Here is a 25,828-nt window from a genome sequence, read left to right as displayed (position 1 = left end):
CTTTCGCTCTTTCACTCAGTCTATAAATCCTGGTTTTGCTTTCTGACCGGTAGCCAGCCATTGCCGCAGGGCATCGAAAGCACTACCCACCTGCTTGGGTTTAAACTGGCAGTGACCTTGCCCATTGGTGTACTTCACCACAAAAAGCGCGTCTTTCCCCTGCTGATGGATCATATTTTCGAAGTTCACCACGCCATAGGTAGGAGGAATCAACTGGTCGTACACGGTATGGAGCAGTACAACCGGCTTACTGATGTTACCCGTGCGGTCATACTTCCCAAAAATAACATCGGGGCTAACCGTTGCTGCCAGCCGTTCAGCTTTCTGATTTACCAACAGGTCATCAGGAAAGCCGCTGTAAAGTGTGTTTGTATTATCGAAGGGGTTGCCTTTCGCCTTTTGCGCAATGTCGCGCAGCACGTTTTCATTGAAAAAAAGCGACAGCGGGAGGTCGTCTATTTTCAGGTCGTAGCGTTTGGCGAAGGCAATGGCCAGGGCAGAATCTTTGGCGAAAATAGCCTTCTTTATTGCCGTAGCTTTTTCCTGCATGGCCGAAAACGGTTGCGCCTGATATGGTTTCGACAGGTCGAAAATCTCAGTCAGGGGTGTGGCTACGCCCGGAAACAGGCCGTTGAAGGTAGCGTAGATGTCGAACTCTTTTCGGCATTGCAGGTAAGGGCGGCTCGAAAACGGGCACATCGGCAGCGCCCCCTGATAGTACTGCCCGAAGTTTTCGAGGGTAGCCAGCGCCACGCCACCGCCCATCGACTGCCCCACCATGATGGTGGTGTCGAGCTGGCCCAGGGTTTTAACCACATGCTGGCGCAAGGCTTCGGTATCGTCCACGCCCTGTGGCAGGGCAAACCCCTGATACTGATAGTCGGAAGCGGCCACGGCAAATCCCCGATCCAGAAAGGGCTGCACCACCAAAAGCCAGCGCGGACTACTGCTCTGCCGGGGCGACCCCATAAACTCGTAGCCGTGCGCAAACATGACCAGCTTTTTAGTTTTGGCCGTTTCCCAGTTTTTGGGGAACGCTAGCTGGTATTTCGTCCCGGCAATGCGTCCCGAATCGATGCGCACGGCGGGCGACTGGGCCAGCGCCGAAAGGCCGGTCAATAGCCAGAGGGAAAGAATTATAAAGTTGATCGTTTTCATCAAAATATCGGGTTGCAGTAAAGTTCGTTAACAAGTTCGGGATGATTGTCCAGCACGGCCCGCTGGTTGATAGAGCCTTTGTCGGTGATTTCGCCCCGGTCCATCGAAGGCAGAAAATCCGCAAAAACAACCTTTTTCACCTGGCTGGCACTGCCGCCCGTGTTGGCTTTACGGAGTACAACGAGTACCTGTTGTAGAGCGTCCAGCACCTTTTCCTGTTGTATCACGTCGGCCAGCGTCAGGGCTTCCAGTCCGCAAAGTTGCCGACAGTGGACCAAATCGGGGAAGACGATAGCACCGATAAATTCCCGGTCGTGGCCCGTAATGACGGCATCCGTAAACAGCCCCTGCCCGGCTTCGATCAGCTTGGCCCGCAACGTACCCACGCTCACCCAGGTACCGGAACTGAGTTTAAAATCTTCGGCAATACGCCCGTCAAAGACCATGCCCGCGTTGGGGTCTTGGGGGTCAACGAACCGGAGGGCGTCACCGGTGCAGTAAAAGCCGTCTTCATCAAAGGCGCTGGCCGTTGCTTCGGGGTTACGCCAGTAGCCAGGCATCACATTTTTGCCCCGGTACCGGGCTTCCAGCTTTCCTCCGTTCGGTACTAATTTGAGGTCAAAATTAGGAACGGGAACGCCCAGCAAGCCCGCAAAGCCCCCCGCCTTTGAGGCAAACAGGGCTGACGGACTCGATTCGGTACAACCCAATCCAGTTGCTATAACAATACGCTCGCCCAGCGTATCGACCGCCAGTTCTTCCAGAGCATCCCAGGTGTGCTGCGGCATCCCGGCTCCGGCGTAGAAAAGCAGTTTCAGTTGACTGAAGAAATTCTCTCGTAAAGCCCGGTCCCGGCGCAGGTATGGGATGAGGTCGGCAAACCCTTTGGGCACATTGCAGTACATAGTCGGCTGGCAGTGACGCAGGTTGGCAACGGTGGTCTCGATGCCCGCCGGTGTCGGATTGCCCTCGTCGATGTAGAGCGTGCCGCCGTTGTACACCGTCAGTCCGAAGTTGTGATTACCGCCAAACGTGTGGTTCCAGGGAAGCCAGTCGATGAGCGTCAGCCCGCCATTGGCCATAAAGGGAAACGTCTGGGTGATCTGCTGCCAGTTGGTGGCAATGTTTTCGTGGGTGTTGATAACGCCTTTCGGCAGACCCGTGGAGCCGGATGTAAATAGAATCTTCGCCACCGTTTCGGGGCGAATCCGGGCAAACGCATCCGCAACGGCAGAATCCGTGGACGCGCCAACATCGGCATCCAGTATAGCATCGAACAGGGTAACGGATAGGCCAACGGGTGGGTTGGTCACGACCAGAATTGCCGTATTCCCCGCCGTGGCCCGTAAGGCTTTCTCGTACGTCTGCCCATCCTGAACGAAAATCAGGCCGGGGGTAAGCAACCCCAGCGTATGCCGCAGTTTGTCAAAATCGACCGAACGCAGCGAATAGGCGGGGGCAATAATCGATAAAGGTAATCCAACGTGCAAAGCCGCCAGACTCAGTAACCCATTCTCGATGCTATTTTCGGACAGGATAGCGATGGGGCGTTCGGGCGAAGCGTTGGTGGTCAGGAGCCAGCGGGCCAGGCGCAGTACCCGCTCCAGGGTTTCGGCGTAAGTAAGCGTTCGCCAGTCGCCCAACGGAGCATCCTGGGGTGTTGGCAGTCGCTGCGCGATAAAAATCCGGTTGGAGGTGTGCGTGGCCCAGCGCAACAGCCGCTCCGTCAGGCGAAACGGATGAGCCGCCAGCGGTTCGGTCGACCGAATCAGGATGGTCCCGTCGGCGCGAACGGTTTGTTGCACCTCGGCAGTGGTGGTATCAACGGGCCGGAAGGGGGCGTTTTTCAGGTCAGTCAGCGTGTTCATTGGCCTACTTTTTTAGCTTTTCCGTCCAGAAATTCCTGCAACCGGGCTTTGGCTTCGGGGGCGTTTTGGGCGATAGCTGCCGTAAGCGATTCCATCATCAGCCCCTGCTCCTGTGCCGAATCGACAATGCGGGGCAGGATGTGCATGAGCGCGTAATTTGTCATTCCCGCGTTCGACGCTACTTTTTTTGCCAGTTCCATCGCCATCTCCACCCCTTTTCCCTCGTCGGTCACGTACTGCGACAGGCCAATCGCCATTCCCTCATCGGCCTGGTACACGCGACCGGTCAGCATCATGTCGGTCATGCGGGCCAGCCCGATGAGTTTAGGTACCCGTACGGACGCGCCACCACCCACAAAAATACCCCGTTGGCCTTCGGGCAGAGCGTAGAATGTTGATGTCTCGGCTATGCGAATGTGGCAGGCACTGGCCAGTTCCAGCCCACCACCCACGCAGGCACCGTTCAACACGGCAATGACCGGCACCGTACCAAACTGCACCCGGTCGAGGGCGCGGTGCCACATACGGGAGTGGTGTAATCCCTGCACAGCGTCGCGCTCGGTGAGGGCCGACAGGTCCAGCCCGGCACTGAAATGCTTGCCCTCGCCGTAAATAATGGCACAGCCAATACCCGCCGGTACATTGGCAAAAACCTGCTCTATGGCCAATACCAACTCGTCATTGAAGGCGTTACGCTTTTCGGGCCGGTTAAGTTTAACGAGCAGAATGTTGTCCTGAATGGTGGTTTGTATGGTATCGGGTAATGAAAGCATAGGAATGTAGAATAAACGTGGACGAAACCGCCCGGCATCTGTTTCCAACCGGGTCATTCGGGTCGTCAGGCACCCGTCAGCTGGGTTAAACGGTCCCGACTGGCAATCGCTTCCCGGTATGGTTTCAGGGCCAGGTAACTGAGCAACAAACCCATACCACCCCCAACCAGATAGAGCAGTACCAGCGAGTACCGAATCTGGCTTTCGTCTTTAAAAACGAAATCCGTAAACAAAGCCACCGACGTTGGCCCCAGCCCAATGCCAATCAGGTTCAGGATGAACAGGAAAATGGACGAGGCCAGCGCCCGCACCTGATTAGGCATGATGTCCTGAATGGCCGCCGTAGCGGCCCCGAACGGACAGGCCAGACCAAACACGGGTACCGACATGGCCAGCAAGGCCCATTCGGCGCGGGGTAGCAGCGGAGTAAAGAAAGCCGCGAACGCCAGCGCAATACCCAGTACGCCCACCCGTAAACGGCCGTCGGTTTTGCCTTCGCGGGTGAGTTTGTCGGCGTACCAGCCCCCAAACAGCACGCCCAGAATGGACGAAACGACCACCACGCCCCCGTAAAAGGCCCCGGCGCGGGGGACTTCCCACCCGTAAGTGCGGTTGATAAACGTAGGCACCCAGGCGTTGCAGCCATAGTTGATGAGTGCCTGGCAGGCCGTAGCGAAACAGATAAGCAGATAGGCTTTTCGGTAGCTGAAAATGATGGCGAAAGACTCAGCCAGCGATAGTTTAACCGGTTGCCCATCTACCTGAAGCGTATTTTTTCGGGCTGGTTCTTTGACGGTAAACAGCAGCAGGGCAATGACCAGGCCGGGTATGCCGATGTATAGAAAAATCAGTTGCCAGGGAAACACCTGCCCGAAAACCGGCACCGTTACCAGCCCCTCGGTAGGCAGGCTGGCCACAATACCCGACCCAATCAGCGTAGCCAGCCCCGAACCTAAAAACACGCCCATAGAAAACAGGCTCAGGGCCGTAGCCAGCCGGTTTTTGGGAAACAGGTCGGCCAGGATAGAAAACGCCGAGGGCGACAGGGTTGCTTCACCCACTCCAACGCCCATTCGGGCCAGAAAAAACTGTCCGTAACTGCGGATACCTCCGCACAATGTGGTCATCAGACTCCACACCGCAATACCACCGATAATGATGTTCCGTCGACTATACCGGTCGGCGGCCCGCCCGATAATAACCCCGAAGAGCGTGTAGAAAAGAGCGAAACTCAGCCCCAGCAGCAGACTCATCTGCGTATCAGACAGGTGCAGGTCGTGCTTGATGGGTTTGACCAGAAGACTCAGAATCTGCCGGTCGATGAACGACGAAATGTTGGCCAGCGTGAGCAGAAAGACCACGTACCAGGCGTAGCGGAGGGAGGGATTTGTCGTCATTTTATGGTCATTGATAGTCATTTAGTTGTCAGCAGGAAGCGATTACAGTACTTTCCAGACCTGAATGACTACGCCATCGGGATTGCGGATGCCTTTGCAGACGAAGAGCGCGTTGTTCATCCAGGCGTATTTACCGGGTGGGGCCTCAAACTTGGGAGCCGCCCGAAAGTAGTATTCATTTTCGCCCACCGGCTCTCCCCGGCCAATCCGGGCCGCTACGTACGGAGTGGCTACCCGCAACCCGGTATTTTTGACGTAGATGATAATGCCGTCGTTGGTTTTTATCTGATAATGCGCTTCCAGCTCGGCAACCCCGTCGGCCCGGACAACCTGCCAGTCGGCCCCACCGTTCAGCACTTCCCCCTTCATGTTAGGGCCGCTGAACGTGCCGCCCGTAATGGGAATGATGCGCCGGGTACCGTGGGGCGTTTCACCCACGACGAGGGCCGGGGCAATTTTTACGAGCAGGGAACAAACAAATTCCAGTTGAGGAGCAACGGGTGAATCGGATGAATTAGTCTGTTGCGCCCATGCCCCGCCCGATGAGCAGAGAGTGAGTACGCAAATCAGTAACCCAATTATAAGGGGTATAGTCTTCTTCATGGCGGTAGGTACGGAGAATTAGCCATCAAAAAGACAAAAATTTACGGGTAAAGTCTAATCTTTATTTCTTACCTTGTCATAAGTAAAACTTATTAAAGCATCACATCGCACTGAACACAGGACTGCGCAACAAAACATGGAATTACGACAACTGAGATACTTTGTGGGCGCGGCAGAAGAATTACACTTCAGTCAGGCCGCCCGGAAACTATTTATTTCGCAACCCGCACTGAGCCAGCAGATTAAATTACTGGAGGCCGAAATTGGCGTCGAACTATTTGTTGGTGTCAAGCGGACCCGGATGCACCGGGTAGAGCTGACCGAAGCCGGTAGTGGGTTCCTGACCGAAGCACGGCGGATTCTGCAATTGAGCGAGAAGGCGATTCGGAATGCGCGCCAGACGGGTACAAAGAAACAGGTGGTTACGCTGGGCGTGTTCAAACTGATTCTGCCGGAACGAATTATGGCTATGCTCGATTTATTCTCGACCCACTTCCCAACGGTGGAAATTCAGCTTGTGGAGTTGGCCAATATCACGCAGGTGCAGGAGAAAGTAGCGATGGAGCAGGTTGATTTGGGTATGACCGTGCTGCCGCTGGTGCAGAAAGGGCTACGGGCCACCAAGTACGCCGAAACTGACTATAGTATCCTGATGAGCCGAAATCACCCACTGGCTGCGCAACCAGCGGTTAAACTGGCGCAGTTGCGGCAGGAAAAATGGATTGATCACGGGCGGGAAGCCGGGCTTTTTTTCGGTCAGATCGAGGAGATTTGCCGGCAGGCCAATGTCGACCGGGAAAGCAACATTGTGCAGGTTGTGCCTTCCTTCGATCTGCTGAAAAGTATGGTTCGGATGGGCAAAGGGATTGCTTTCATTCCGGCTTCGCTGGATTTGAGTCAGGAACCTGCCCTGCTGTCGATGCCGATTATCAACGAAGACGATACCCCGTTCAAACAGCTAATCATCGAACACGTCCTCATTCATCGAATCGACCAACCCAATCCACTCGTCCGGGAGTTGGCCGCATTGCCAGTGAGTGTCCAAAACCAGGCATTTACTTAGCTTTTTTACGCCGTTCCAGCAACTCCTTCCAGTTTGTGACGATGATGCCTTCTTTTTCGATAAACGCTTTCAGGGCCGGATCCATCATAGCGAGCATATCCCCTTTGCGCGACTGACCAGACGTGCTAATCTGGTCGAAGGTGGGTGTGGAGGCCGTGCAGTGCATAATGATGTAGGTCAGGCCCGGTTTGGCAGAATTAAGAAGTTCGATGTATTTCTTCGTTTTATACTGCTGCAAATTCGCATCCGTCACGGGTGTTCCGGCGGGGAGGTTCCAGCCGTAGCTGGTGCCATCGAGGTCGTCAAAAACGGGCAGTCCGGCTGCCCACAGTTGCTGACCTACCTGATGTGCCAGTTGCTGCATCGTGGCCGGTACGTTATTCGCCTTGAAAATCAGCGTAGCGTGTCCGCCCGGAAACAGAATCGGGATGTGTTCGTCCATGCCCACTTTGGCGTACCGCATAATGAATTTGGGGTCGAAGAGGGTACCCATGTGCGAATCGAGGTGAGTGGGTTCCATACCAAATGCCCGGTATCGCGCCAGTTGCGCCCGAATTTCGGCTTCTACCTCATCGGCAGATGCGTGTTCTACCACCTGCGCAACGGAATGCCATAAAGCCCCCTGACTATCGCACAGGCCCGGTGCTGTCTTACAGCCCACCAGTGGCCCCCACCGGTAATTATCCCACTCCGAGGTGAGGGCCAGGTGAATGCCCGCATCGGTATCGGGTTTCTTTTTGAGGTAGTCGAAAAACTGGGGTACCCAGCCGCAGGGCATCATGACGCTGGTGGAATTGGCAATGCCTTTGTCCAGCGCGTTTATCATCCCCGCGTTCGACTCGTAGCTCATCCCCGCATCATCGACGTGCAGAATAATGACTTTTTTACCTTTCGGAAACCCCAGTTTCTCGGCGTAGGTTTCGCCGGTTTGCGCCCTGGCAACCGTGCAGGCAATCGTGGTTAGTAGAAGACAGGTCAGGAATCGGTTCATACCTACCTAAAGGGTATTCCCCCGCAAAAACTCCTCAGTGCTCATGCGTCGTTTGCCCTCGGCCTGTAGGGAATCAATCTGCAGCCAGCCATCGGCAGCCCGGACAAGAATCGTCTTTTTATTGTCCGTATGCGTATCGGCAACGGCCAACCAGCCGGGTTCGGCGGCAAAGGGGGAGAAATTGGCGATGGACACCTCATAAATTTTGAACACTTTTCCGTTCATCAGCGTCCAGGCGGTTGGGTAAGGCGACAGGCCCCGAACGAAATTGCGGATGGTAAGGGCAGGCTGATTCCAGTTGATTTCGGTGGTTTCCCGATTGAGTTTAGGCGCGGGCTTCATGGCCTCAGGGGTGGGCTGGGGCGTGCGTGGGTAATCGCCCGCTTCAATAGCCTGCACCGTTTTGACCACCAGATTAGCCCCGCGTTCCATCAGGCGGTCGTGCAGCGTTCCGGCGGTGTCATCGGGGTAAATGGGTTCGGTATCCTGAAAAATCATCTGACCCGTATCAATCTCTTTTTCGATAAAGAAAGTGGTAACCCCCGTTTCAGTTTCCCCATTGATAATGGCCCAGTTGATGGGCGCGGCTCCCCGATACTGCGGCAGTAACGACCCGTGCAGATTGAACGTACCAATGGTGGGCATGGCCCAGACCACTTCGGGCAGCATCCGAAAGGCTACTACTACCTGAAGGTCGGCCTGAAAACTGGCCAGCTGGTCCAGGAATGCCGGATCCCGAAGCTTTTCGGGTTGCAAAACGGGTAGATTAGCGGCTTCAGCGGCTTTTTTTACCGGTGATGGGGTGAGGTGTAATCCCCGGCCAGACGGCCGGTCAGGGGCGGTGACTACGGCCACAACCTGGCAGCCCGCGCCCAGCAGCCGGTGCAGACTGGCAACGGCGAAATCGGGCGTACCCATGAATATGATGCGAAGGGAATTTGTCATGGATCGTTTAATCAGTTTTTACCCGGCCCGTCGGCTTTGTATTGATATAGCCGGGAAGTATGTCTATTTTTGTGTCGACGATGCACTGCTGACACAGGCAGCACATCCTGCAATTGTTTACCAGTAATTAGTGTCCTGATGCAACAATCATTTTTCTGTACACCAAAACCGCTCGTTTCGGGAAGCCGATGGTATCCCTGACGCATCTGCAAAGAAAACCAATTTGGTTGCAGAACGGTCGGTGTACCGTTTTTTTGTTTTTTAGCCATACACCAACAACAGTACGAATTTAGAATAACGAGTAAGCATACGATTATGGGAAAGATTTCTTATTACACCGAAGAAGGACTCAACCGGCTCAAAGCAGAACTGAACGAGTTGAAAACGAAAGGCCGGACGGCCATTGCCCACCAGATTGCCGAAGCCCGCGACAAAGGCGACTTGAGCGAGAATGCCGAATACGATGCGGCTAAAGATGCGCAGGGACTCCATGAACTGAAAATATCGAAGCTGGAGGAAGTCCTGTCTACAGCCCGAATTCTGGACGAGTCGACGATTGATGCCTCACAGGTATCGGTGCTGTCGAAAGTAACGATCAAGAACAGGAAAAACGGGACTCAAATGACCTACATGCTGGTTTCGGAAGAAGAAGCCGACCTGAAAACGGGTCGTATCTCGGTGAATTCACCCATTGGCAAAGGGCTGTTGGGAAAACACGTGGGCGACACCGCCGAAATTAAAGTGCCCGCCGGGGTGCTGGAATTCGACGTACTAGAAATAAGCCGGTAACCAATTATGAATGATAAATTATGAATGATGACTACTGTGTGCAGGACCATCTAATTCGCATTTATCATTCATAATTTATCATTCTCTTTATGCCTTCCATCTTCTCCCGCATTGTGGCCGGTGAAATACCCGCCCATAAGATTGCCGAAACTGACGACTATCTGGCGTTTCTGGACGTGATGCCCACAGCCGTAGGCCATACGCTGGTGATTCCGAAAAAAGAAGTCGACTACCTCTTCGACCTGGACGATGACCTGTACCTGGGCCTAATGACGTTTGCCAAAAAGGTAGCCCCCGCCATCGAGAAGGCCATTCCGTGTCAGCGCATCGGCGTGGCGGTAGTAGGCTTGGAAGTGCCCCACGTGCACATCCACCTGATACCGCTCAACTCAATGGCTGACATGGATTTCAGCCATAAGCTGAAGCCAACGCCCGAAGAACTGGCGCAAACGGCAGAGAAAATCCGAGCGTTTTTGTAGGGTATATTTTCCGAGAAAGATTGTAACGGATTCGGCCCGTTCGTCAAAATTGACGAACGGGCCGAATCCGTTGTAGAAAACAAAGTAGTTTATTCGCTCCGGTTTTTCACGGCAATACCGGCTAAATCGCTACCCCGTTTTACGTAAACAGTGGTAAGGCAGCTTCCTTATCGGTTCGGACTAACAAACTATTTCGGATAGCGGTAGTTCCTATTACATTATTCTGACCTTATCAATAGAGACGATGGAACACATGACCCCCCTGACTAAAGTAATGGAAGAACTCCGCGAGAAGGGATATACCCACGAGTTCGGCCCTAAGAAAGACTATCTGGAAGAACAAAGTACCGATACCAAGTTGAAAAGTGATGAGTTTACGGTCGATAAGTTCTACCGTTTCGAGGGAGAATCTGATCCGGGCGATGAGATGACACTGTATGCCATTACGGCCTCCAATGGTATGAAAGGGGTTTTTGTAGCGGCTCAGGGTACGTACGCCAATGAAGTATCGCCCGAACTGATGGCTAAACTGGATGTGAGTGACCGCAAGAATGTTAACACCGATGGAGCCGTTCAGCCACTGAATAGCCAGTAATGTGCTGTAATAGTCTTTTCGCTGATATTTGCAAGAAAAACCCGGAAAATTTGACAAATTCCGGGTTTTTTGTTATCTTTGCGCCCTTTACAAAAAACGCAGCGTTTTTTTTCTGTGCTACTATATCATGAAGTTATCCGAGTTTAAATTTGATTTGCCCGAAAGCCTAATTGCTAAATACCCGGTTGAACGGGGTGAATCACGGCTGATGGTTGTTGACCGTAAAGCCAAAACGATTGAACACAAGAAGTTTTCGGATATCCTGAGTTACTTCGACGATGGCGATGTAATGATCATTAATAATACCAAGGTTTTTCCGGCACGCCTGTACGGTAATAAAGAAAAGACAGGGGCCAAGATTGAAGTATTTCTCCTGCGCGAGCTGAATCGCGAGATGAAACTGTGGGATGTTCTGGTTGACCCCGCCCGTAAAATCCGGGTTGGTAACAAGCTTTATTTTGGGGATAGTGATCTGGTAGCCGAGGTTATCGACAACACCACATCGCGGGGCCGGACCATCCGATTCCTGTTTGACGGTAACCATGACGAGTTTATGAAAGCAGTGGATGAACTGGGCGAAACCCCCATTCCCCGCGCCATGAACCGCGAAGCCGAAGAAGCCGACCGGGATGATTATCAGACCGTTTTTGCCCAGCACGTTGGAGCGGTAGCCGCCCCTACGGCCGGGTTGCACTTCACCAAAGCCATGATGAAGCGGATGGAGATTAAAGGCGTTCATTTTGCTCCTATTACGCTGCACGTCGGCTTAGGTACGTTCCGCCAGGTGGATGTAGAAGACCTCACCAAGCATAAAACAGATTCCGAGAACTTCCAGATTTTGCCGGAATCGGCCCAAACCGTCAATAAAGCACTCGACGCCGGTAGGCGGGTGTGTGCCATTGGTACCACCTCACTAAAAGCCATCGAGTCGTCGGTGTCTGCTAACAGCCGCCTGAAGCCAATTGACGGCTGGACAGACCGGTTTATTTTCCCGCCTTACGAATTTAAAATTGCCAATTCGCTCCTCACGAGCTTGCACCTGCCTGAGTCGATTCTGATTATGATGACCTCCGCTTTTGGTGGTCATGAACTCATTAAGGAAGCCTATCAGGTTGCCATTAAAGAAAAATACCGGTTCTTCAGCTACGGCGACGCCATGCTGATTATTTAAAGCAGTCAGTTGGTCGGTCTGTTCGTTGATTAGTACTTTTGAGGGGCTTTACAGCTCCTCTTTTTTTATGACTGATTCACTAGCCGACGGACCGACGGACCAACTATTTGCCATCATTGTGGCGGGGGGAAGCGGCAGCCGGATGCAATCCAGCGTACCGAAGCAATTTCTGCTGCTTAAGGATAAACCCATTCTTCAGCATACCATCGAACAGTTTCTGGCTGTTTTGCCCGCTCAGCAACTTATTCTGGTCCTTCCTGCTGCCGAACAGTTCACCTGGTCTGTTCTTTGTGAACAGCACGCGTTCCATCCACCCATTCAGCTTGTCGATGGGGGTGCTACGCGCTTCCAGTCGGTGCGTAATGGCTTACAGGCTATTCAGGCTGCCGCCAGTATCGTAGCTGTACACGATGGTGTGCGGCCTTTCGTAACGCCAGCCATTATACGGACTGGTTTTGACGTGGCCGCCCGGACGGGATCAGCCGTAACCTGCGTACCGGTGAAGGATTCGGTGCGGGTTATTGGCCCTAATGGTGTCAGTCAGGCGGTGGACCGTAGTCAGTACCGTCTGGTACAAACCCCCCAAACGTTTGCGCTCAACGACTTCCGCCAGGCTTTTCAGGTAGAGGAGCAGCCATTTTTTACCGATTGTGCCAGTGTGATGGAGTACGCCGGTTTCCCGATTACACTCATCGAGGGTGACTACGAGAACATCAAGATTACGACGCCGGATGATCTGCGGTAACCAGTCCGGTTCGTTCGGCCCTGGCACAACGCACCAGTTCATCCAGCAGGCGGGTAAGGTGTTCCGGGGTGGTGAGTGGATTCATGAGTGAAACCCGCAGGTACACCCGTCCCCGTATGGTAGTCTGCACAATGTAAAACGATCCGTCTGCCACCAGTCGTGCTCTTATCTGTGCGTTTAACCTATCCAGTTGCTGCTCATCCACTTCCGTTCCTACATACCGGAAGCAAACGATATTAGCCTCCGGTTCAACAGCTAAGCAGAAATCCGGGCGGCCACGTAGCTGTGCTACCAGATTTTCGGCTAGCCCATACAACGTTTCGACGTTGGCCGTGAAAAGCTGGAGGCCGTACGTACGCAGGAGAGTATACACGTTCGCACTCATCATGAGTTTAGTACACTCGAACGCCCGTTTGCCGGAGTTGAACCAGTCTTTTGCTTCGGCATCGGCCCATAAGTACTGCGCTTTCTGCTGGAAGGTCCGGTACGAATCAACGTCGCGCCGATAGAGCACCGCCGTCACTAGTGCCGGTGTCAGCATCATTTTATGAAAGTCGACCACCACCGAATCGGCCCGCTCGATACCCCGGACCAGATGCCGGTAGGTGTCAGACAGAGCCGCTACGGCACCGTGGGCACCATCGGCGTGGAACCAGAGCGTGTGTTTTTCGCAAAAGTCGGCAATGGCGGTCAGGTCATCGTAAGAACCCGTCGATGTTGAGCAGCAACTGCCCACAACGGCAAAAACAACCAGGCCTTTTTTCCTGGCCCATTCGTAATGCGTTTCCAACAAACCGGTCCGCATCTGGAAACGGTCATTGGTCGGAATCTTGATGATACCCTCCGTGCCCAGCCCCATGATCCGGGCCGCCCGGTCCACGCAGTAATGCGCTTCTTCAGATACCATAATAGCCAGCTGACTGGTCGTGCCCTCTTCCCAGACGTCGGCCCGAGCCAGAACGGCGCGGGCGGTGAGCAGGGCCGTCAGGTTGGCCAGCGTTCCGCCGGAGGTGAGCAGTCCGCCCGCGGTATCGCCCAGGGCCAGTTGCTGGGCTAGCCACTGGGTCACGATACGCTCCAGTGCGTTGGCGGTCATGCCCATCTCGTAAACGGCCATTCCCTGGTTGAGCATACCTGTCATCAGGCCGGTTAGTGCCGCCAGAGGCAAGGGCGGACTAACCTGGTGGCCCATGCACTGCGGATGATGCAGGTGAATGGACCGCTGTAGTATGGTAGCCAGCAAAGGAATCGGATCGGCACTGGTCGGCTGGGCAAAATCAGCCTGCCAGTAGGCCAGTTGCTGGTCCGGCAACTGGTAGTTCAGTACCGACCCGGTACCCGTTTGGGCAGTAGCCAGATGGTCGGCCAGTAGATCAATCAGGGCGTGGCCCTGCTGGCGAAAGGCATCAGCCGAATAGGCTTCCGTCAAGAGCGGGTTCATACGTGTTGAGCAGTAGGTAAAAATTCCGTTTAGCCAGGCAAAATAGGTCAAAACTCCGGACAATAGTCGGTTTTATGCCTGCAAAACGGAATTCGATTAGCCCTGCCCGTTAGTCCGGTTGCCGACGGTTAATATTTACACTTTCAATCCCGTACGTTGCCGCAGGGTTAGGTGAGCTGTCATCTACAGCGTACTCGAAGGCAATAGAATGCCGCTGAAAATCGAAGTCCCGATCCAGGTCAGTGCCCGCCAAAACCGGTATATTTAATCGTTCAACCCGTCCTGTTCCCTCATTCGTACCCAAAATCAGCAGATTGAAGGTACGGGCCAGGGCATTTAGGGTAATAATGACACTGTGGGGCCTTTGTCGATTCAGCGTGCCCAGCGCTAAATCCCCGTTCACACTTCCTGGATCCTGCACCAGAGAAATCCGGCCTGCCGTATTGATTTTAAGTCGGGTCACCCAGAGCGACTGAATTCCGTTGACATCGATCACCATATTCCCGCCTACTGACCCCAGGGTAGCCGTCCAGTAATACCAGTTAGTTTGGGTGTAATCAGATCGAATACCCTTAAATAAAAGCCATTGGTTATGCGCTGTGGCATCGCTACCCAGCGTCGCCTGTGAGAGCACCAGGGCTTTTTGACCGGGCGAAACCGTAGATGGCTGTACCCGAAGCCGGGGATGGATTGCGGCATTGTACGATACTGAATCGCCCGTGGGCGGACCGGGTAGCACTTTACTGGGCAAAGCGCCAAGGGCATCGGCTTCGAAGGTGGCCGTCAACAAGGCTGTTGACCGGCAGGCAGGTAGCAAGCTGATACCCGATAGCATCAGCCCATACATAATACGTTTCATAAGGCTTAGAAGCTAATTATTTATGCAAAGTAAATACCTGCTAATCAACTGAAACAGCGCATTTCCCCTCTTTTCATATGCGTAATTTTACTGATTTTTGCCCATCGCCCCACCCGTGGTTTTCCTGCCTGAATAACCAATAGGTGAAGCAGGCGAACTTCATCTGTGAGTGAGCCTGATTGCCAGTTTTGTCTGGCTATTACCCAGTATGATAAACGGGGAGGTTGTACGGCTATCGTTAAAAAATTAGTTTAGCAGCCAGAATACAAACCATCAGGCTGCCGATGTTACTTTGTCTCCTGCTACCTGACCCAATTTTATACGGAATGCGCCCACGTCTCCCTGCCCACGCCTACGCCAACGGTATCCTTACCGGCGACCGACTGCTGCTCAGTCAGGCCATTACGCTGGTGGAAAGTCGCCGGGCCGACGATCAGGCGATTGCCAGGCAGGTGCTGAACGCGGTCTTACCCAAAACGGGGCAATCCGTCCGAATCGGTATTACCGGCGTGCCGGGGGTGGGAAAAAGTACGTTCATCGAAGCGTTCGGCACGTACCTGACGCAACGGGGCCACCGGCTGGCGGTGCTGACCATTGACCCGACCAGCCAGCGGTCGGGGGGCAGCTTGCTGGGCGACAAAACCAGGATGGACACGCTCTCCATGAATCCTGACGCCTACATTCGTCCCTCGCCCGCGGGCGATTCGCTGGGGGGGGTGGCGCAGCGTACCCGCGAGTCGATTCTCCTCTGCGAAGCCGCCGGATTCGACATTATTCTGGTAGAAACGGTGGGTGTCGGGCAGTCGGAGACGGTGGTGCATGGCATGGTCGATTTCTTTCTGCTACTGATGCTGGCCGGTGCCGGGGATGAATTGCAGGGGATGAAACGGGGCATTATGGAGCTGGCCGACGCGCTGGTTATTACCAAAGCCGATGGCGATAATCTGGCTACTGCCAACCGCGCCCGGATGGAGTACCAGAATGCACTCCACCTGTTTCCACCTGCCGGAACGGGCTGGTTTACGCCCGTGCTGACGTGTTCGGCACTGCCCGGTACCAACGGGCAACCCATTGGCATAATGGAGGTCTGGCAACTCATTGAGGAACATCAGCAGCTAACGACCCAGAACGGCTACCGAAATTACCGGCGGCAGCAGCAGCAGTTGACCTGGTTCAGGGCATTGGTGCAGCAGCGACTCGAAAGCCAGTTTTACGCCCAGCCAGGTATATACAACCAGTTGGCGACTCTTGATGAACAGGTGCTGGCCGGAACACTCCTGCCCGCACCCGCCGTTGACCAGTTGTTCGGCCCGGCAACGACCCGCCAATAGTGGGCTACTTTTTTCTGCGTTATGCTCCGGTTACGCGTACTGATCCTTTCTTTTTTCAGCCAATAACGGGCAGAAAATTACTGAACCTCCTCATTTGCTACGCTCTGAACCGGCTGATAAACCAATAAAAAGAGGCTGTCCGGATTTTGCAGGTGTGTCAGCACCTCCACAAAATCCGGACAGCCTCTCAGCGTAGATATTTCGCTAAAACTCAGGCATTGCCCAGCGTACGAACGGGTTCGTTGGCACGGGTTGCCGGTACGCTCTCATCGCTGACACTCGCGTCTGTGTCAGCTACAGCCCCTTCATCGTCTCCAACGGCGGCTTCTGCTTCTGCCTCAACCACATCGCCTGGTACATCCGTATCGTTACTGTCGGCTACATTGGATGGCAAATCATTAACCAGGGTTTGGTCATTTAACTGGCCCAGGGCGGGGTGAATACCCATCGTATTATGCATCTGCTGAGCCGCATTGGACTCAGTGCTTTCTTTGCGGGAATTGCTACTTACGCTCATAACGTTATGTGTTTAAGTGTTTAGTGAATTGATTAACTATTAATACGAAGGTTTGTTGTTCAGGTCCGTACCGGTTTCGGCGATTTCCTCATCGCGTTCCTCTTCAGTCTTTTCCGATCCTTCCTCTGCTGAATCATTCTGTTCTTTAGCGGCTTCCTGGGCTTTAGGAACCGGCACTTTATCGGCCGATGCGTAATCGTCAGGGCCGTGCGTTGTTACGGATACCATGGCCGTGTCCGTTTTTGCGGAGTCGGCAACGGCACTATTCATACCTTCTTCCGTAACCTCCATCGTGCTATTAGCCATATCTCCCCGACGAAGCAGACCTTCTTCACTGTCCATGTCGGTGCTGCCGATGCCGCGGATGTTCCGGCCATCCTGTCCACCACGAATCTGCAGGCTATCCGTTCCATTGGCGGAGTTTTCCTGCTCGTACCGGTGCTTATTATCTTCGGCCGGGCGGTCAACGTCCGTATCATCGGAACCATAAGGACCATCTGTCCGGCCCGTTATCTGGGCGTCCTCTTTTTCTACACCCTCCTGTTCGTCGTCTTTCATGTTGTTAGGTCTGTTGCTTTGTAAAATAACTGTGTGTGCAACAAAAAGTTTGAGCTGTAATGAACCGAGCCTACCCCAATAAGATACCGAAAATATTTTTTTGATACGTTAATATTTATTTTTAAATTGGTTTATGGTAATTTTTGGGTAATTTTTATTTACTTTAAAGTCTAATGTAGACTATAAAGCCAGTGCATCTTCCTTTGTGCACTGGTTGATTGGGTTAGTAAGTAGTATTTATTGGATAAAGCTTCTTGCGAAAAGCGGACTGATTCTATCGGTCCGCTTTTTTTAATAAAGCTCATCCATTTCCATTTTTTTCGTGTCCCCAAAGCGGACATTTACTGTCCAGTTTCGGACAACTCCGGCACCTCGTCGTCAATAAAACCGCTTTCCCATCCAACCAGGGGCCATTACCTTAGTTGGCACTGCATTTGTTCGACATTATCGTATAAAATAATCCAGCGATGAGACGGGCGTTTTTGGGAGAATTTGAGGAAGTGGTTTTGCTCACGGTAGCCATCCTCAGCGATGCCGCTTATGGCGTCTCTGTCACACAGGAAATCGAGCAGAAAACGGGGCGCGCCGTCGGCTTTAGTACCGTGCATACAACGTTACAGCGACTGGCCGAAAAAGGGTATCTGATATCGGCAATGGGCGGGGCAACAGCCGAGCGGGGCGGCCGTAGAAAACGTTTTTTCACCATCACGTCGGCTGGCCGGAGAGCCTTGCAGGAAGTGAAACAGGTGCGTGAAGAGTTATGGAGCGCACTACCTCCTCAAACACTACAACTCATGGGAGGCTGACTATGGACACGAACCAACGAACCCCGCCCCAATGGGTACAGACCCTCCTCCGCTGGTGGGGCCACCCCGATACGCAGGAGGAAGTACAGGGCGACCTGCTCGAACTATACGCTCACTGGCTGGAAACGGTCGGCGAACGGCGGGCCAACTGGCGATACTGCCTGAGTGCCCTCAAACTCCTGCGGCCATTGGCCAAACCAAAACTACCGTTAGCCTATTCTTCTCCCTTTTTTCTGAGTCCTGACATGCTACGCAACTACCTCAAAATAGCTTTCCGCCAGTTGTTACGCAATCGCCTGTATAGCCTCCTCAACATTGGCGGGCTGGGAATTGGTATTGCCGCCAGCCTGATGATTCTGCTGTTCGTGGTTCATGAGCGAACCTACGACCGTTTTCACACCCACCCCGAACAGCTTTTCCGGGTCCACTCCCTGTTTCATTTTGGTGAACAGACCATGCAGTCAGACCGGATGTCGGCTCGGTTTGGTCCGGCAATTCAGGAAGCCAATGCAGGCGTACTCAACGTAGTACGTATTGGTACCCCCCGCAGTCGGGTCGTTATCAAAACCACCCCTGAACGCCTGTTTTTTGAAGACAAGTTCATTATGGCCGACCCGTCATTTCTTACCGTCTTTTCCTTTCCCCTCCTAACAGGCTCGGCCAAAACAGCCCTGACCCGACCATTGACGGTGCTGCTGACCGAGCGCACAGCAAAGCGGTACTTTGGTCGGGAAGACCCCATCGGGAAAACCATTACGTTCAATAACAAACTCCGTTTTGAAGTAACGGGGATACTGAAAAATCCACCGTCGAACTCCACCATTCAGTTCGACTTTGTTGCCTCTCTCAAAAGCGACCCGGCAGTAGAACGTCTTCGGGAGGGCTTTATCAACGATGACGACGTATCGCTAAACAGCCAGTATATTCAGGGGGGAGCTTACCAAACGTTTTTCCGGCTGCGTTCGCCAGCAGACACCGCCAACATCCTTCGTACCCTGCCCGCACTGATAACAGCATCGGGGGCAAAAGGAGAAGGGACCATCTACCGGTTTGACCCACTTACCAGCGTCCATCTGGGCACTAACTTCGGCGATACGGCCAACGCCCGTTATCTGACTATTTTTAGTATTATCGCGGCATTTACGTTGTTACTGGCACTCATCAACTACATGAGTCTGACCACCTCGCGAGCTACGCAGCGTGCCCGCGAAGTAGGCATCCGCAAAGTAATTGGGGCAGCCCGCCGGTCTCTGGCGGGGCAGTTTTACGGCGAATCGGTTCTTGTAACGGGTGTAGCCTTTGGGTTGGCTATCGTATTGGTTTTGGGACTACAACCTTTCTTTTATCAATTGATGCAACTCGACATTGACTCGTCATTCGTGTACAGCCTCAGGTCCGGGTTAGTTGCTCTGGCTTTATTCGTGGGTTGTGTTTTAATTTCGGGGAGTTACCCGGCCTTGCTGCTGTCATCCTTTACTCCCGTCCGGGTTCTGCAAGGCGTATTAATTCCGGGTAAGGGCGGCATCACAATCAGGCAGGGTTTCATCGTATTACAGTTCGCCGTATCCGTTGGCCTGATTGGATGCAGTATATTGATTTACCAACAGGTGCAACATTTACAGAATCGTCAATTAGGCCTTTACAAAGACCGTGTGTTAGTAGTACCGCTGGCGGCATCGCTGACTCAGCAATACAACAGCTTCAAGCACAATTTGCGGCAAATACCGGGTGTGGAACGAGTGGCAGCCGCATCGCTGGCACTCTACAAGGAAGGAGGCAGCATTTACTTCACACAATCGCCGGTAACGAAAAAAGACGTTAGCATTCATGTTTTGTCCGTGGACGATCAATTTGCTGAGACGCTCGAAATCCCCTGGAAAATTAAACCAACCCCAACGCGGCTTGCGGCTCCGAACACGGTGGTCGTTAATGAAACAGCCGTGCGAAAATTAGGATTTAATGGCAATCCGCTGGGCCAGAATCTATCTTTTGGCGCTTGGAAAACGGAAGTTGTGGGAGTGATGAAAAACTTTTACTTCACCAACATCAACGACTCAAACGACCCGCTGGCTCTGTTCGTAGCCAAAGACACGGCCAGCATCATGGCTACCCAGGGCGGCAGTCTGTACATCCGTATTGAACCCGGTGCTGACATTCGACAAACCGTTGCCCGTATTGAGAAAGAATACGGAACATTGGGAGCCGAAAAGCCATTTGACTATTTTTTCCTTGATGACACGTTCAACAACCTGTATAAATCAGAAGCCCGGTTAGCTACTTTATTCAGCCTGTTTACGGCTTTTGCGCTTTTTATCGCCTGTTTGGGCTTGTTCGGTCTGGCCGTCTTTACGGCGGAACAACGCACGAAAGAAATTGGGGTGCGAAAAGTGCTGGGCGCATCGGTATCCAGCATTATAACATTACTCTCGAAAGACTTCCTGAAACTGATTTTGCTGGCTATTCTGATTGCTTCTCCCCTGGCCTGGTGGGCCATGAATAAGTGGCTTCAGGATTTTGCTTACAAGATTACCATTTCGTGGTGGGTATTTGCCGTGGCGGGTTTGGGCGTTGTTGCCATTGCCCTGCTGACGGTAAGTTTTCAGAGTGTAAAAGCCGCCCTGATGAATCCGGTGAAGAGTTTGCGGAATGAATGATAAAATGAGCGTGGCAGATTGGTTTACCGGGTCACTACTTAAACTAGTCGTCTGCCCTTCTGGCTGAACTGAACCATTGGTAGGTACGATACGGGCAACAGGAAACCAAATTCCCCCACCTGGTTGTTGGCTGATTATTGGGTAAATTTGCCCACTAATTAAATCGCGGGGCTTTGAACCCCGGCAGATATGAGCAAACACGGACGCATTCTGGTCGCCATGAGTGGCGGCATCGATTCTTCGCTGGCAGCGGTGATGCTGCACGAAGAAGGGTACGAGGTCATTGGCATGACCATGAAAACCTGGGACTATGCCTCATCGGGCGGGACCAAAAAAGAAACGGGCTGCTGTTCCCTCGACAGCATCAATGATGCCCGAAACATAGCCGTTAACCTCGGCTTCCCGCACTATATTCTGGATATCCGCGAAGAGTTTGGCGATTCTGTTATCGACTACTTCACGGGGGAGTACGTAGAAGGGCGCACGCCCAACCCCTGCGTTATGTGCAATACGCACATCAAATGGGATGCCCTCCTGCGTCGGGCCGACCGGCTGGATTGCGAATCCATCGCTACGGGTCACTACGCCCATATCAGGAAAGAGGATAGCCGGTACGTTCTCTCGAAAGGGGTCGATACGCTGAAAGACCAGTCGTATGTACTCTGGGGCGTGTCGCAGGCGAGTTTAAGCCGTACAAAATTACCCCTGGGGCATCTACGCAAATCCGACATCCGCGACATGGCTACAGAGCGCGGCTTTATGGAACTGGTCACTAAGTCCGAGTCGTACGAAATCTGTTTCGTGCCCGACAATGATTATCGGGGTTTCCTGAAACGACGACTGCCAACGCTGGAAGCCGAGGTAGCCGGGGGTAATTTCATTATGGAAGGCACCGGTAAAGTAATGGGCCAGCATCAGGGCTATCCGTTTTACACCATCGGCCAGCGCAAAGGGCTGGGGATGGCGTTCGGGCAACCCATGTTCGTAACCGAGATTCGTAAAGACACAAACGAAGTAGTGCTGGGCGTAGACAAAGATTTGTATCGCGATGGCATGGTGGTCAGCAAACTGAACCTGCAAAAATACGACCGTATCGACGGACCGCACATCACCGGGCCACTGGAAACGGTTACCAAAGTACGGTATAAAGACCCCGGCACCCGGGCCACGATTTCGCAGGTTGCCGACGACAGAATCGAGGTGTTGTTCGAGGAAGGGGTATCGGCCATTGCACCCGGACAGGCCGCCGTTTTTTACGAGGGCGATGATGTGATTGGCGGTGGCTGGATTATGAAAAGTTTCCGCCAGTCGGATACGTGGCAGAGGGAGCAAGTATCGGCTGATGGCGTACACGTAGTTCGCTAACCATGAGGAGTTTGACCGTTCATATACCAAAGGCCTGTCATGAACGCTGGGACGATATGCAACCGGCAGAGAAGGGCCGGTTTTGCGATAGTTGCCGGAAAACGGTAATCGACTATACCGCTTTTTCTGACCAGGAATTGGTAAAGCGGCTCCGCAAAGTTCCCGAAGCAAGTTGTGGATGGTTTCGCAACGATCAACTTAATCGACCATTGGCCACGCCTAAGCCGGATATCGCTCCGACCTGGTATCGATGGGTTGGCATGCTGTTTATGAGTTTCTTTAGCTGGCAGACGGTACAGGCGCAGCAAAAACAAACTGCGTCTGTATTAGTACAGGAACCGGCAGAACGTGTCCGTTTCGAGGTTGACAGACTACCCCTTCACAACGCTAGCCCTGCCGACACAGAATGGATTGTTTCGGGCAAAGTGGTGAGTATGGATTCGGTCGGTACTGTTTCGTCTGTTTCAATGGCTCATGTACTCATCAGGGGTCTGCCGGGTAAACTACACTATACCCAAACGGACAACATGGGGACCTTTAGCTTATCTGTTCCAACCCAAACGCTGGCTACCCGACTAACTCTGCTGGTAATTACAAAAGATGGTCGCCGTGGGGAAGCGGCATTTGAGGTTACGCCAACCACTACCTCTGTTTCGCTGAGTGACATTGTTCTCAGTCACGTTTCGGCTCGGCGAGACCTCACCGGAGGGGGCATTTGTATTGTTCAGCCGCCTTCACTCTGGCAAAAAGTAAAACGTACCCTGTTTCGGTGAGGTAGCAAAAGCTCACTTTTTCACGTTATCTGTTAGGTCCGTAGCGGTAAAATCTTTTATTTACAGACTATTCCAACAAAACCTGCATGAAAAAATACGTCCTCTCTCTTTGCCTTTCTATTTTTATCAGTAGTCAACTTTTGGCTCAAACAGTACCGTCCGGTGCGGCACCCTCTGGTAGTACAGCACCCAAAGGGCATCCAAACCCCAGTGGTCCGGGCTGGAATCCTCTTTTCGCGAGTGATCTGTCCAATGCTCATTTCCCGGCTGGGGTCTGGAGTATGGATGATGGTGGCGTAATAACCGCCACGGCCGATAAAACCATCTGGACAGCCATGCCGTACGAAGATTTTGTGCTGGATTTGTTTTTCAAAACGGCCGAAGGGACAAACAGTGGGGTGGTTATTCACGCGAGTGATACGGCCAACTGGATACCGAACTCGGTAGAGATTCAAATTGCCGACGACTACGCCAAACAGTGGGCCGAATCCCCGAAGAACTGGCAGTGCGGAGCCTTTTTCGGCCATCAGGCTCCAACCAAACAGGGAATCGTGAAGAAGCCCGACGAGTGGAATCGGTACACCATTACCAGTCAGGGGAAGATGATTTACGTCGTGCTGAACAATCAGCTTATAAACACCATCAATCTGGATCAGTTTACCTCGGCAAAAACGAACCCCGATGGCTCAACGGTGCCCGAATGGCTTAACAAACCACCTGCCGACCTTCCCATCAAAGGTTACATCGGCTTACAGGGCAAGCACGCGGGAGCACCCATTTACTTCCGAAATCTAAAAATAAAAGCGTTGTAGCTGGTTGGTTTATGGTATTCGGTCTTCCGTTTACGGCGGTTCGTCGTTACAGTAGTGTAGTCTATCAAACCAGCCCATTGCTATAAAATCAATCCGCGCAACCGCGAACCAGAAACAGTAAACCGCAAACCGAATGCAACCCGAACCCCAAACCCGCCACAGCCGCGTACTGCCCGAACTGCGCTTCTCGCTCAACCTGCTTTATGTAGGGCGACTGTTGCTGGGTATGAACGCTAAAACCCTGGTTGATAACGATGCGCTGACGGAACTGGATGAGCGGATAGAAACGATAACAGACGAGTTGGTAGCCACCGAATTATTGCACGAAGCGGCTATATTAGCGGGTGACAGGTTGCCCAACACACCACCCAACAGTGAGATTTAGGCCGTAATCCGTTTTTTTTGCGGCTTAATTCGATACGACATGTAAGCCGCCTGTCTGATGGCTTCTTCTTATTTCTTTATGGCTGGAACTGCTCGCTGAACTGTGTCATCGCTGAGTGGACTCACTACCTTTTGCCGGACACTCTACAAGGTCGCCTTTAGATAAATGCCTTGTAAAAGGTAACAAATCCAGGATGTTGTGTTTCATCCAGTCATAAGAGTTCAGAAAAGTCTCAACTCGCGCTAAAATCGTGAACCATTAAACTACATGGTTTTCTGAACGCAGAAGGGCCTTTTTGCGGCTCCCTCCCTCCTACCCAACCACCGTTCAGAAAAACCTCCGAATCACCAAAGAAGCCGCGCTCCCTGGCAGGAACGCGGCTTCTTTGGTGAACCAGTCTGTCGAAGATAAGGACTACTCCGCTTTGAGAAGCTTAACCGTTTGGCTTTGGGTGGACGTACTGACCCGTAGCAGCAGCACGCCCGCTGGAACCTGGCCCAGGTGGAGCGTCTGCCGCTCCACTTCCCCGGCCTTTCCAACTGACTCTTCACTCACCAGGTGACCCCGTTCGTCCCTCAGTTGCAGGCGCAGCGATTGACCCTCGGCGCCCCGTACCTCCACGGCCACCGTTTCACCCACCACCGGGTTGCCCAGCACCACTACCTTCAGCGGTACTTCGGGACTGACGCCCAGCCGTGCGCCCGGATTGCAGGCCGCCAGCCACCCGTAGCTGAAACTGCTCGATACACCACTTTGCCTTGCCTGAAGCCTAATGACCGGATTGTCCGTGTAGAGCGTCAGACTGTACGGCCCTGGATTGGTGGTGGGCAGCAGCTCGTTGACCACCGAGAANCTNACCGGACTGCCNTCCAGNCCCNCGTACTGNGGACTGAACGTTAGTCNGCGCTGNCCNGCCGGGAGCACCTGACAACTCACCGTGGTTACCCCTGTAATGCTGAAGCTACTCGTGGGCGGTGGCGGGGTTACCGGAGCCGGTTCCACCGTCAGCATGAAGCTCGTGCTGGTGCGCAAGCCGCCCCCGTCCGTCGCCGTCAGCGTGACCGAATAGGGTGAACCCACCGTNCTCGAGACGCTGCCCGTAATCTGCTTGCCCGATAGGGNCAGGCCCGCCGGTAAACCACTCGCCCACAGCGTGATCTGGTCGGGGGTCTCCTGGTCGATGAANGTGTTGACTAAGTTCAGATTATAAGTCTGACCCACTACCGCCGTTTGCGAGGCCACCGGCTCGTTCAACCGGGGAGCCGTGTTCTCCTGCCCCAGATTGGAACAGGCNGCCAGCCAGTTGTAGGCAAACGTCACCGGGCCATTGGAACCCGTTTGCGATGCCCGCAGGGTGATGACCGGGTTATCCCGGTACAGCGTCAAACTGTAGGGNCCCGGATCGGTNGTAGGTATGCTNTCGTTGACCACCTGGAAGGCGATAGGCTGCCCATTCACGCCCNCATAGCGCGGGTTAAAACTCAGACTGATGCGGTTGGCTACCGGCGTGCAACTGATGGTGGTCACCCCCGTGATGCTGAACGCACTCGTCGGCGGGGGCGGGGTANTTCCATCAGGCTGCACCGTGAGTTGTAGCAACGTGCTCACGCTCAGACTCCCCGGNTCGGTGGCCGTGATGGTGATGGAGAACGGCGAACCCACCGTGGTGGAGGGCGTACCACTCAGGGTACTACCCGCAAAACTCAACCCTGGCGGCAGACCACGGGCCGAAAGCCGCAAACTGGTCGGG

25 protein-coding genes are annotated in these 25,828 nt (G+C 53.4%); 13 read left to right on the top strand and 12 right to left on the bottom strand.

The window, feature by feature from the left end:
* Positions 1-15: 15 nt before the first annotated feature.
* The 5 genes from B156_RS0124795 to B156_RS0124775 all read right to left on the bottom strand — a co-directional run bounded on the left by B156_RS0124795 (position 16) and on the right by B156_RS0124775 (position 5,799).
* A complete protein-coding gene (locus tag B156_RS0124795) occupies positions 16-1,158 on the bottom strand; it encodes an alpha/beta hydrolase family protein (RefSeq protein ID WP_018622495.1) in 1,143 nt (380 codons plus the stop codon).
* Entirely contained in the window at positions 1,158-3,026 is a 1,869-nt protein-coding gene (locus B156_RS0124790) for a feruloyl-CoA synthase (protein ID WP_018622494.1), read from the bottom strand. The genes B156_RS0124795 and B156_RS0124790 overlap by 1 nt, the downstream gene beginning before the upstream one ends.
* The gene (locus B156_RS0124785; RefSeq protein WP_040586343.1) at positions 3,023-3,799 is read right to left on the bottom strand and encodes a crotonase/enoyl-CoA hydratase family protein; all 777 of its coding nucleotides are present in this window, start codon (positions 3,797-3,799) and stop codon (positions 3,023-3,025) included. Before B156_RS0124785 ends, B156_RS0124790 begins: the two co-directional genes overlap by 4 nt.
* A 65-nt stretch (positions 3,800-3,864) precedes the next feature.
* Positions 3,865-5,196: a spinster family MFS transporter gene (locus B156_RS29865; RefSeq protein ID WP_157627175.1), complete on the bottom strand. Its 1,332-nt coding sequence runs from the start codon at positions 5,194-5,196 to the stop codon at positions 3,865-3,867.
* Between the two features lie 42 nt (positions 5,197-5,238).
* Positions 5,239-5,799: a DUF3237 domain-containing protein gene (locus tag B156_RS0124775; protein WP_018622491.1), complete on the bottom strand. Its 561-nt coding sequence runs from the start codon at positions 5,797-5,799 to the stop codon at positions 5,239-5,241.
* A gap of 136 nt (positions 5,800-5,935) precedes the next feature.
* Here B156_RS0124775 and B156_RS0124770 point away from each other — a divergent pair, with 136 nt between their 5' ends.
* Positions 5,936-6,862 (top strand): LysR family transcriptional regulator, encoded by a 927-nt coding sequence (locus B156_RS0124770; RefSeq protein ID WP_018622490.1) that lies wholly within the window; start codon positions 5,936-5,938, stop codon positions 6,860-6,862.
* Here the strand turns inward: B156_RS0124770 and B156_RS0124765 are convergent.
* Both B156_RS0124765 and fmt read right to left on the bottom strand, forming a co-directional pair.
* Entirely contained in the window at positions 6,855-7,853 is a 999-nt protein-coding gene (locus tag B156_RS0124765; protein WP_018622489.1) for a polysaccharide deacetylase family protein, read from the bottom strand. The genes B156_RS0124770 and B156_RS0124765 overlap by 8 nt on opposite strands.
* A gap of 6 nt (positions 7,854-7,859) precedes the next feature.
* The gene (gene fmt / locus B156_RS0124760; RefSeq protein WP_211211253.1) at positions 7,860-8,798 is read right to left on the bottom strand and encodes a methionyl-tRNA formyltransferase; all 939 of its coding nucleotides are present in this window, start codon (positions 8,796-8,798) and stop codon (positions 7,860-7,862) included.
* A gap of 315 nt (positions 8,799-9,113) precedes the next feature.
* On the opposite strand from fmt, the gene greA reads away from it, so the two are divergent.
* The 5 genes from greA (at position 9,114) to B156_RS0124730 (ending at position 12,577) form a co-directional block, all read left to right on the top strand.
* Positions 9,114-9,587: a transcription elongation factor GreA gene (gene greA, locus B156_RS0124750; RefSeq protein ID WP_018622486.1), complete on the top strand. Its 474-nt coding sequence runs from the start codon at positions 9,114-9,116 to the stop codon at positions 9,585-9,587.
* Positions 9,588-9,676: 89 nt separating this feature from the next.
* Positions 9,677-10,066: an HIT family protein gene (locus B156_RS0124745; RefSeq protein WP_018622485.1), complete on the top strand. Its 390-nt coding sequence runs from the start codon at positions 9,677-9,679 to the stop codon at positions 10,064-10,066.
* 244 nt (positions 10,067-10,310) lie between these two features.
* The gene (locus B156_RS0124740; protein ID WP_018622484.1) at positions 10,311-10,661 is read left to right on the top strand and encodes a hypothetical protein; all 351 of its coding nucleotides are present in this window, start codon (positions 10,311-10,313) and stop codon (positions 10,659-10,661) included.
* A 127-nt stretch (positions 10,662-10,788) separates the two neighbouring features.
* Complete coding sequence (gene queA, locus B156_RS0124735) at positions 10,789-11,832, top strand: tRNA preQ1(34) S-adenosylmethionine ribosyltransferase-isomerase QueA (protein WP_026261038.1); 1,044 nt, start codon at positions 10,789-10,791, stop codon at positions 11,830-11,832.
* A 67-nt stretch (positions 11,833-11,899) separates the two neighbouring features.
* Positions 11,900-12,577: a 2-C-methyl-D-erythritol 4-phosphate cytidylyltransferase gene (locus tag B156_RS0124730; protein WP_018622482.1), complete on the top strand. Its 678-nt coding sequence runs from the start codon at positions 11,900-11,902 to the stop codon at positions 12,575-12,577.
* On the opposite strand, the gene B156_RS0124725 is transcribed toward B156_RS0124730, so the two are convergent.
* Both B156_RS0124725 and B156_RS0124720 read right to left on the bottom strand, forming a co-directional pair.
* Complete coding sequence (locus tag B156_RS0124725; RefSeq protein WP_040586341.1) at positions 12,552-14,018, bottom strand: pyridoxal phosphate-dependent decarboxylase family protein; 1,467 nt, start codon at positions 14,016-14,018, stop codon at positions 12,552-12,554. The genes B156_RS0124730 and B156_RS0124725 overlap by 26 nt on opposite strands.
* A gap of 109 nt (positions 14,019-14,127) precedes the next feature.
* On the bottom strand, positions 14,128-14,877 hold the full coding sequence (locus B156_RS0124720; RefSeq protein WP_018622480.1) for a hypothetical protein: 750 nt from the start codon (positions 14,875-14,877) through the stop codon (positions 14,128-14,130).
* Between the two features lie 326 nt (positions 14,878-15,203).
* Here B156_RS0124720 and meaB point away from each other — a divergent pair, with 326 nt between their 5' ends.
* On the top strand, positions 15,204-16,208 hold the full coding sequence (gene meaB, locus B156_RS0124715) for a methylmalonyl Co-A mutase-associated GTPase MeaB (RefSeq protein WP_018622479.1): 1,005 nt from the start codon (positions 15,204-15,206) through the stop codon (positions 16,206-16,208).
* A 211-nt stretch (positions 16,209-16,419) separates the two neighbouring features.
* Here the strand turns inward: meaB and B156_RS0124710 are convergent, their stop codons facing one another.
* Positions 16,420-16,725: a hypothetical protein gene (locus B156_RS0124710; RefSeq protein ID WP_018622478.1), complete on the bottom strand. Its 306-nt coding sequence runs from the start codon at positions 16,723-16,725 to the stop codon at positions 16,420-16,422.
* 39 nt (positions 16,726-16,764) lie between these two features.
* Positions 16,765-17,283, bottom strand: coding sequence for a hypothetical protein (locus B156_RS0124705; protein ID WP_018622477.1), 519 nt, complete (start codon positions 17,281-17,283; stop codon positions 16,765-16,767).
* Positions 17,284-17,750: 467 nt separating this feature from the next.
* On the opposite strand from B156_RS0124705, the gene B156_RS0124700 reads away from it, so the two are divergent.
* The 6 genes from B156_RS0124700 to B156_RS0124675 all read left to right on the top strand — a co-directional run bounded on the left by B156_RS0124700 (position 17,751) and on the right by B156_RS0124675 (position 24,078).
* On the top strand, positions 17,751-18,089 hold the full coding sequence (locus B156_RS0124700) for a PadR family transcriptional regulator (RefSeq protein ID WP_018622476.1): 339 nt from the start codon (positions 17,751-17,753) through the stop codon (positions 18,087-18,089).
* A gap of 2 nt (positions 18,090-18,091) precedes the next feature.
* Positions 18,092-20,743: an ABC transporter permease gene (locus tag B156_RS0124695; RefSeq protein ID WP_018622475.1), complete on the top strand. Its 2,652-nt coding sequence runs from the start codon at positions 18,092-18,094 to the stop codon at positions 20,741-20,743.
* Between the two features lie 189 nt (positions 20,744-20,932).
* On the top strand, positions 20,933-22,108 hold the full coding sequence (gene mnmA / locus B156_RS0124690; RefSeq protein ID WP_018622474.1) for a tRNA 2-thiouridine(34) synthase MnmA: 1,176 nt from the start codon (positions 20,933-20,935) through the stop codon (positions 22,106-22,108).
* A gap of 2 nt (positions 22,109-22,110) precedes the next feature.
* Positions 22,111-22,881, top strand: coding sequence for a hypothetical protein (locus B156_RS0124685; protein WP_157627174.1), 771 nt, complete (start codon positions 22,111-22,113; stop codon positions 22,879-22,881).
* Positions 22,882-22,967: 86 nt separating this feature from the next.
* Positions 22,968-23,693 carry a 3-keto-disaccharide hydrolase gene (locus B156_RS0124680; RefSeq protein ID WP_026261036.1) on the top strand — a complete coding sequence of 242 codons (726 nt, stop codon included), beginning with the start codon at positions 22,968-22,970 and terminating at the stop codon, positions 23,691-23,693.
* 133 nt (positions 23,694-23,826) lie between these two features.
* Positions 23,827-24,078 (top strand): hypothetical protein, encoded by a 252-nt coding sequence (locus B156_RS0124675; RefSeq protein WP_018622471.1) that lies wholly within the window; start codon positions 23,827-23,829, stop codon positions 24,076-24,078.
* Between the two features lie 414 nt (positions 24,079-24,492).
* On the opposite strand, the gene B156_RS32300 is transcribed toward B156_RS0124675, so the two are convergent.
* Entirely contained in the window at positions 24,493-25,785 is a 1,293-nt protein-coding gene (locus B156_RS32300) for a putative Ig domain-containing protein (RefSeq protein WP_425423318.1), read from the bottom strand.
* Between the last annotated feature and the right edge of the window lie 43 nt (positions 25,786-25,828).

The sequence above is a fragment of the Spirosoma luteum DSM 19990 genome, from assembly GCF_000374065.1.
In the GTDB taxonomy this organism is placed as follows: Bacteria; Bacteroidota; Bacteroidia; order Cytophagales; family Spirosomataceae; genus Spirosoma; species Spirosoma luteum.
This window is presented reverse-complemented; position numbering and strand designations above follow the sequence as displayed.

Coding starts and splice junctions, on each gene's coding strand:
- B156_RS0124700 (WP_018622476.1), top strand. CDS start 17,751: ATGAGACGGGCGTTTTTGGGAGAATTTGAGGAAGTGGTTTTGCTCACG.
- meaB (WP_018622479.1), top strand. CDS start 15,204: ATGCGCCCACGTCTCCCTGCCCACGCCTACGCCAACGGTATCCTTACC.
- B156_RS0124795 (WP_018622495.1), bottom strand. CDS start 1,158: ATGAAAACGATCAACTTTATAATTCTTTCCCTCTGGCTATTGACCGGC.
- B156_RS0124710 (WP_018622478.1), bottom strand. CDS start 16,725: ATGAGCGTAAGTAGCAATTCCCGCAAAGAAAGCACTGAGTCCAATGCG.
- B156_RS0124745 (WP_018622485.1), top strand. CDS start 9,677: ATGCCTTCCATCTTCTCCCGCATTGTGGCCGGTGAAATACCCGCCCAT.
- B156_RS0124775 (WP_018622491.1), bottom strand. CDS start 5,799: ATGAAGAAGACTATACCCCTTATAATTGGGTTACTGATTTGCGTACTC.
- B156_RS0124680 (WP_026261036.1), top strand. CDS start 22,968: ATGAAAAAATACGTCCTCTCTCTTTGCCTTTCTATTTTTATCAGTAGT.
- B156_RS0124740 (WP_018622484.1), top strand. CDS start 10,311: ATGGAACACATGACCCCCCTGACTAAAGTAATGGAAGAACTCCGCGAG.
- B156_RS0124675 (WP_018622471.1), top strand. CDS start 23,827: ATGCAACCCGAACCCCAAACCCGCCACAGCCGCGTACTGCCCGAACTG.
- B156_RS0124705 (WP_018622477.1), bottom strand. CDS start 17,283: ATGAAAGACGACGAACAGGAGGGTGTAGAAAAAGAGGACGCCCAGATA.
- B156_RS0124790 (WP_018622494.1), bottom strand. CDS start 3,026: ATGAACACGCTGACTGACCTGAAAAACGCCCCCTTCCGGCCCGTTGAT.
- B156_RS0124770 (WP_018622490.1), top strand. CDS start 5,936: ATGGAATTACGACAACTGAGATACTTTGTGGGCGCGGCAGAAGAATTA.
- B156_RS0124695 (WP_018622475.1), top strand. CDS start 18,092: ATGGACACGAACCAACGAACCCCGCCCCAATGGGTACAGACCCTCCTC.
- queA (WP_026261038.1), top strand. CDS start 10,789: ATGAAGTTATCCGAGTTTAAATTTGATTTGCCCGAAAGCCTAATTGCT.
- B156_RS0124725 (WP_040586341.1), bottom strand. CDS start 14,018: ATGAACCCGCTCTTGACGGAAGCCTATTCGGCTGATGCCTTTCGCCAG.
- B156_RS0124765 (WP_018622489.1), bottom strand. CDS start 7,853: ATGAACCGATTCCTGACCTGTCTTCTACTAACCACGATTGCCTGCACG.
- B156_RS0124720 (WP_018622480.1), bottom strand. CDS start 14,877: ATGAAACGTATTATGTATGGGCTGATGCTATCGGGTATCAGCTTGCTA.
- B156_RS0124785 (WP_040586343.1), bottom strand. CDS start 3,799: ATGCTTTCATTACCCGATACCATACAAACCACCATTCAGGACAACATT.
- B156_RS29865 (WP_157627175.1), bottom strand. CDS start 5,196: ATGACGACAAATCCCTCCCTCCGCTACGCCTGGTACGTGGTCTTTCTG.
- mnmA (WP_018622474.1), top strand. CDS start 20,933: ATGAGCAAACACGGACGCATTCTGGTCGCCATGAGTGGCGGCATCGAT.
- greA (WP_018622486.1), top strand. CDS start 9,114: ATGGGAAAGATTTCTTATTACACCGAAGAAGGACTCAACCGGCTCAAA.
- fmt (WP_211211253.1), bottom strand. CDS start 8,798: ATGACAAATTCCCTTCGCATCATATTCATGGGTACGCCCGATTTCGCC.
- B156_RS0124730 (WP_018622482.1), top strand. CDS start 11,900: ATGACTGATTCACTAGCCGACGGACCGACGGACCAACTATTTGCCATC.
- B156_RS0124685 (WP_157627174.1), top strand. CDS start 22,111: ATGAGGAGTTTGACCGTTCATATACCAAAGGCCTGTCATGAACGCTGG.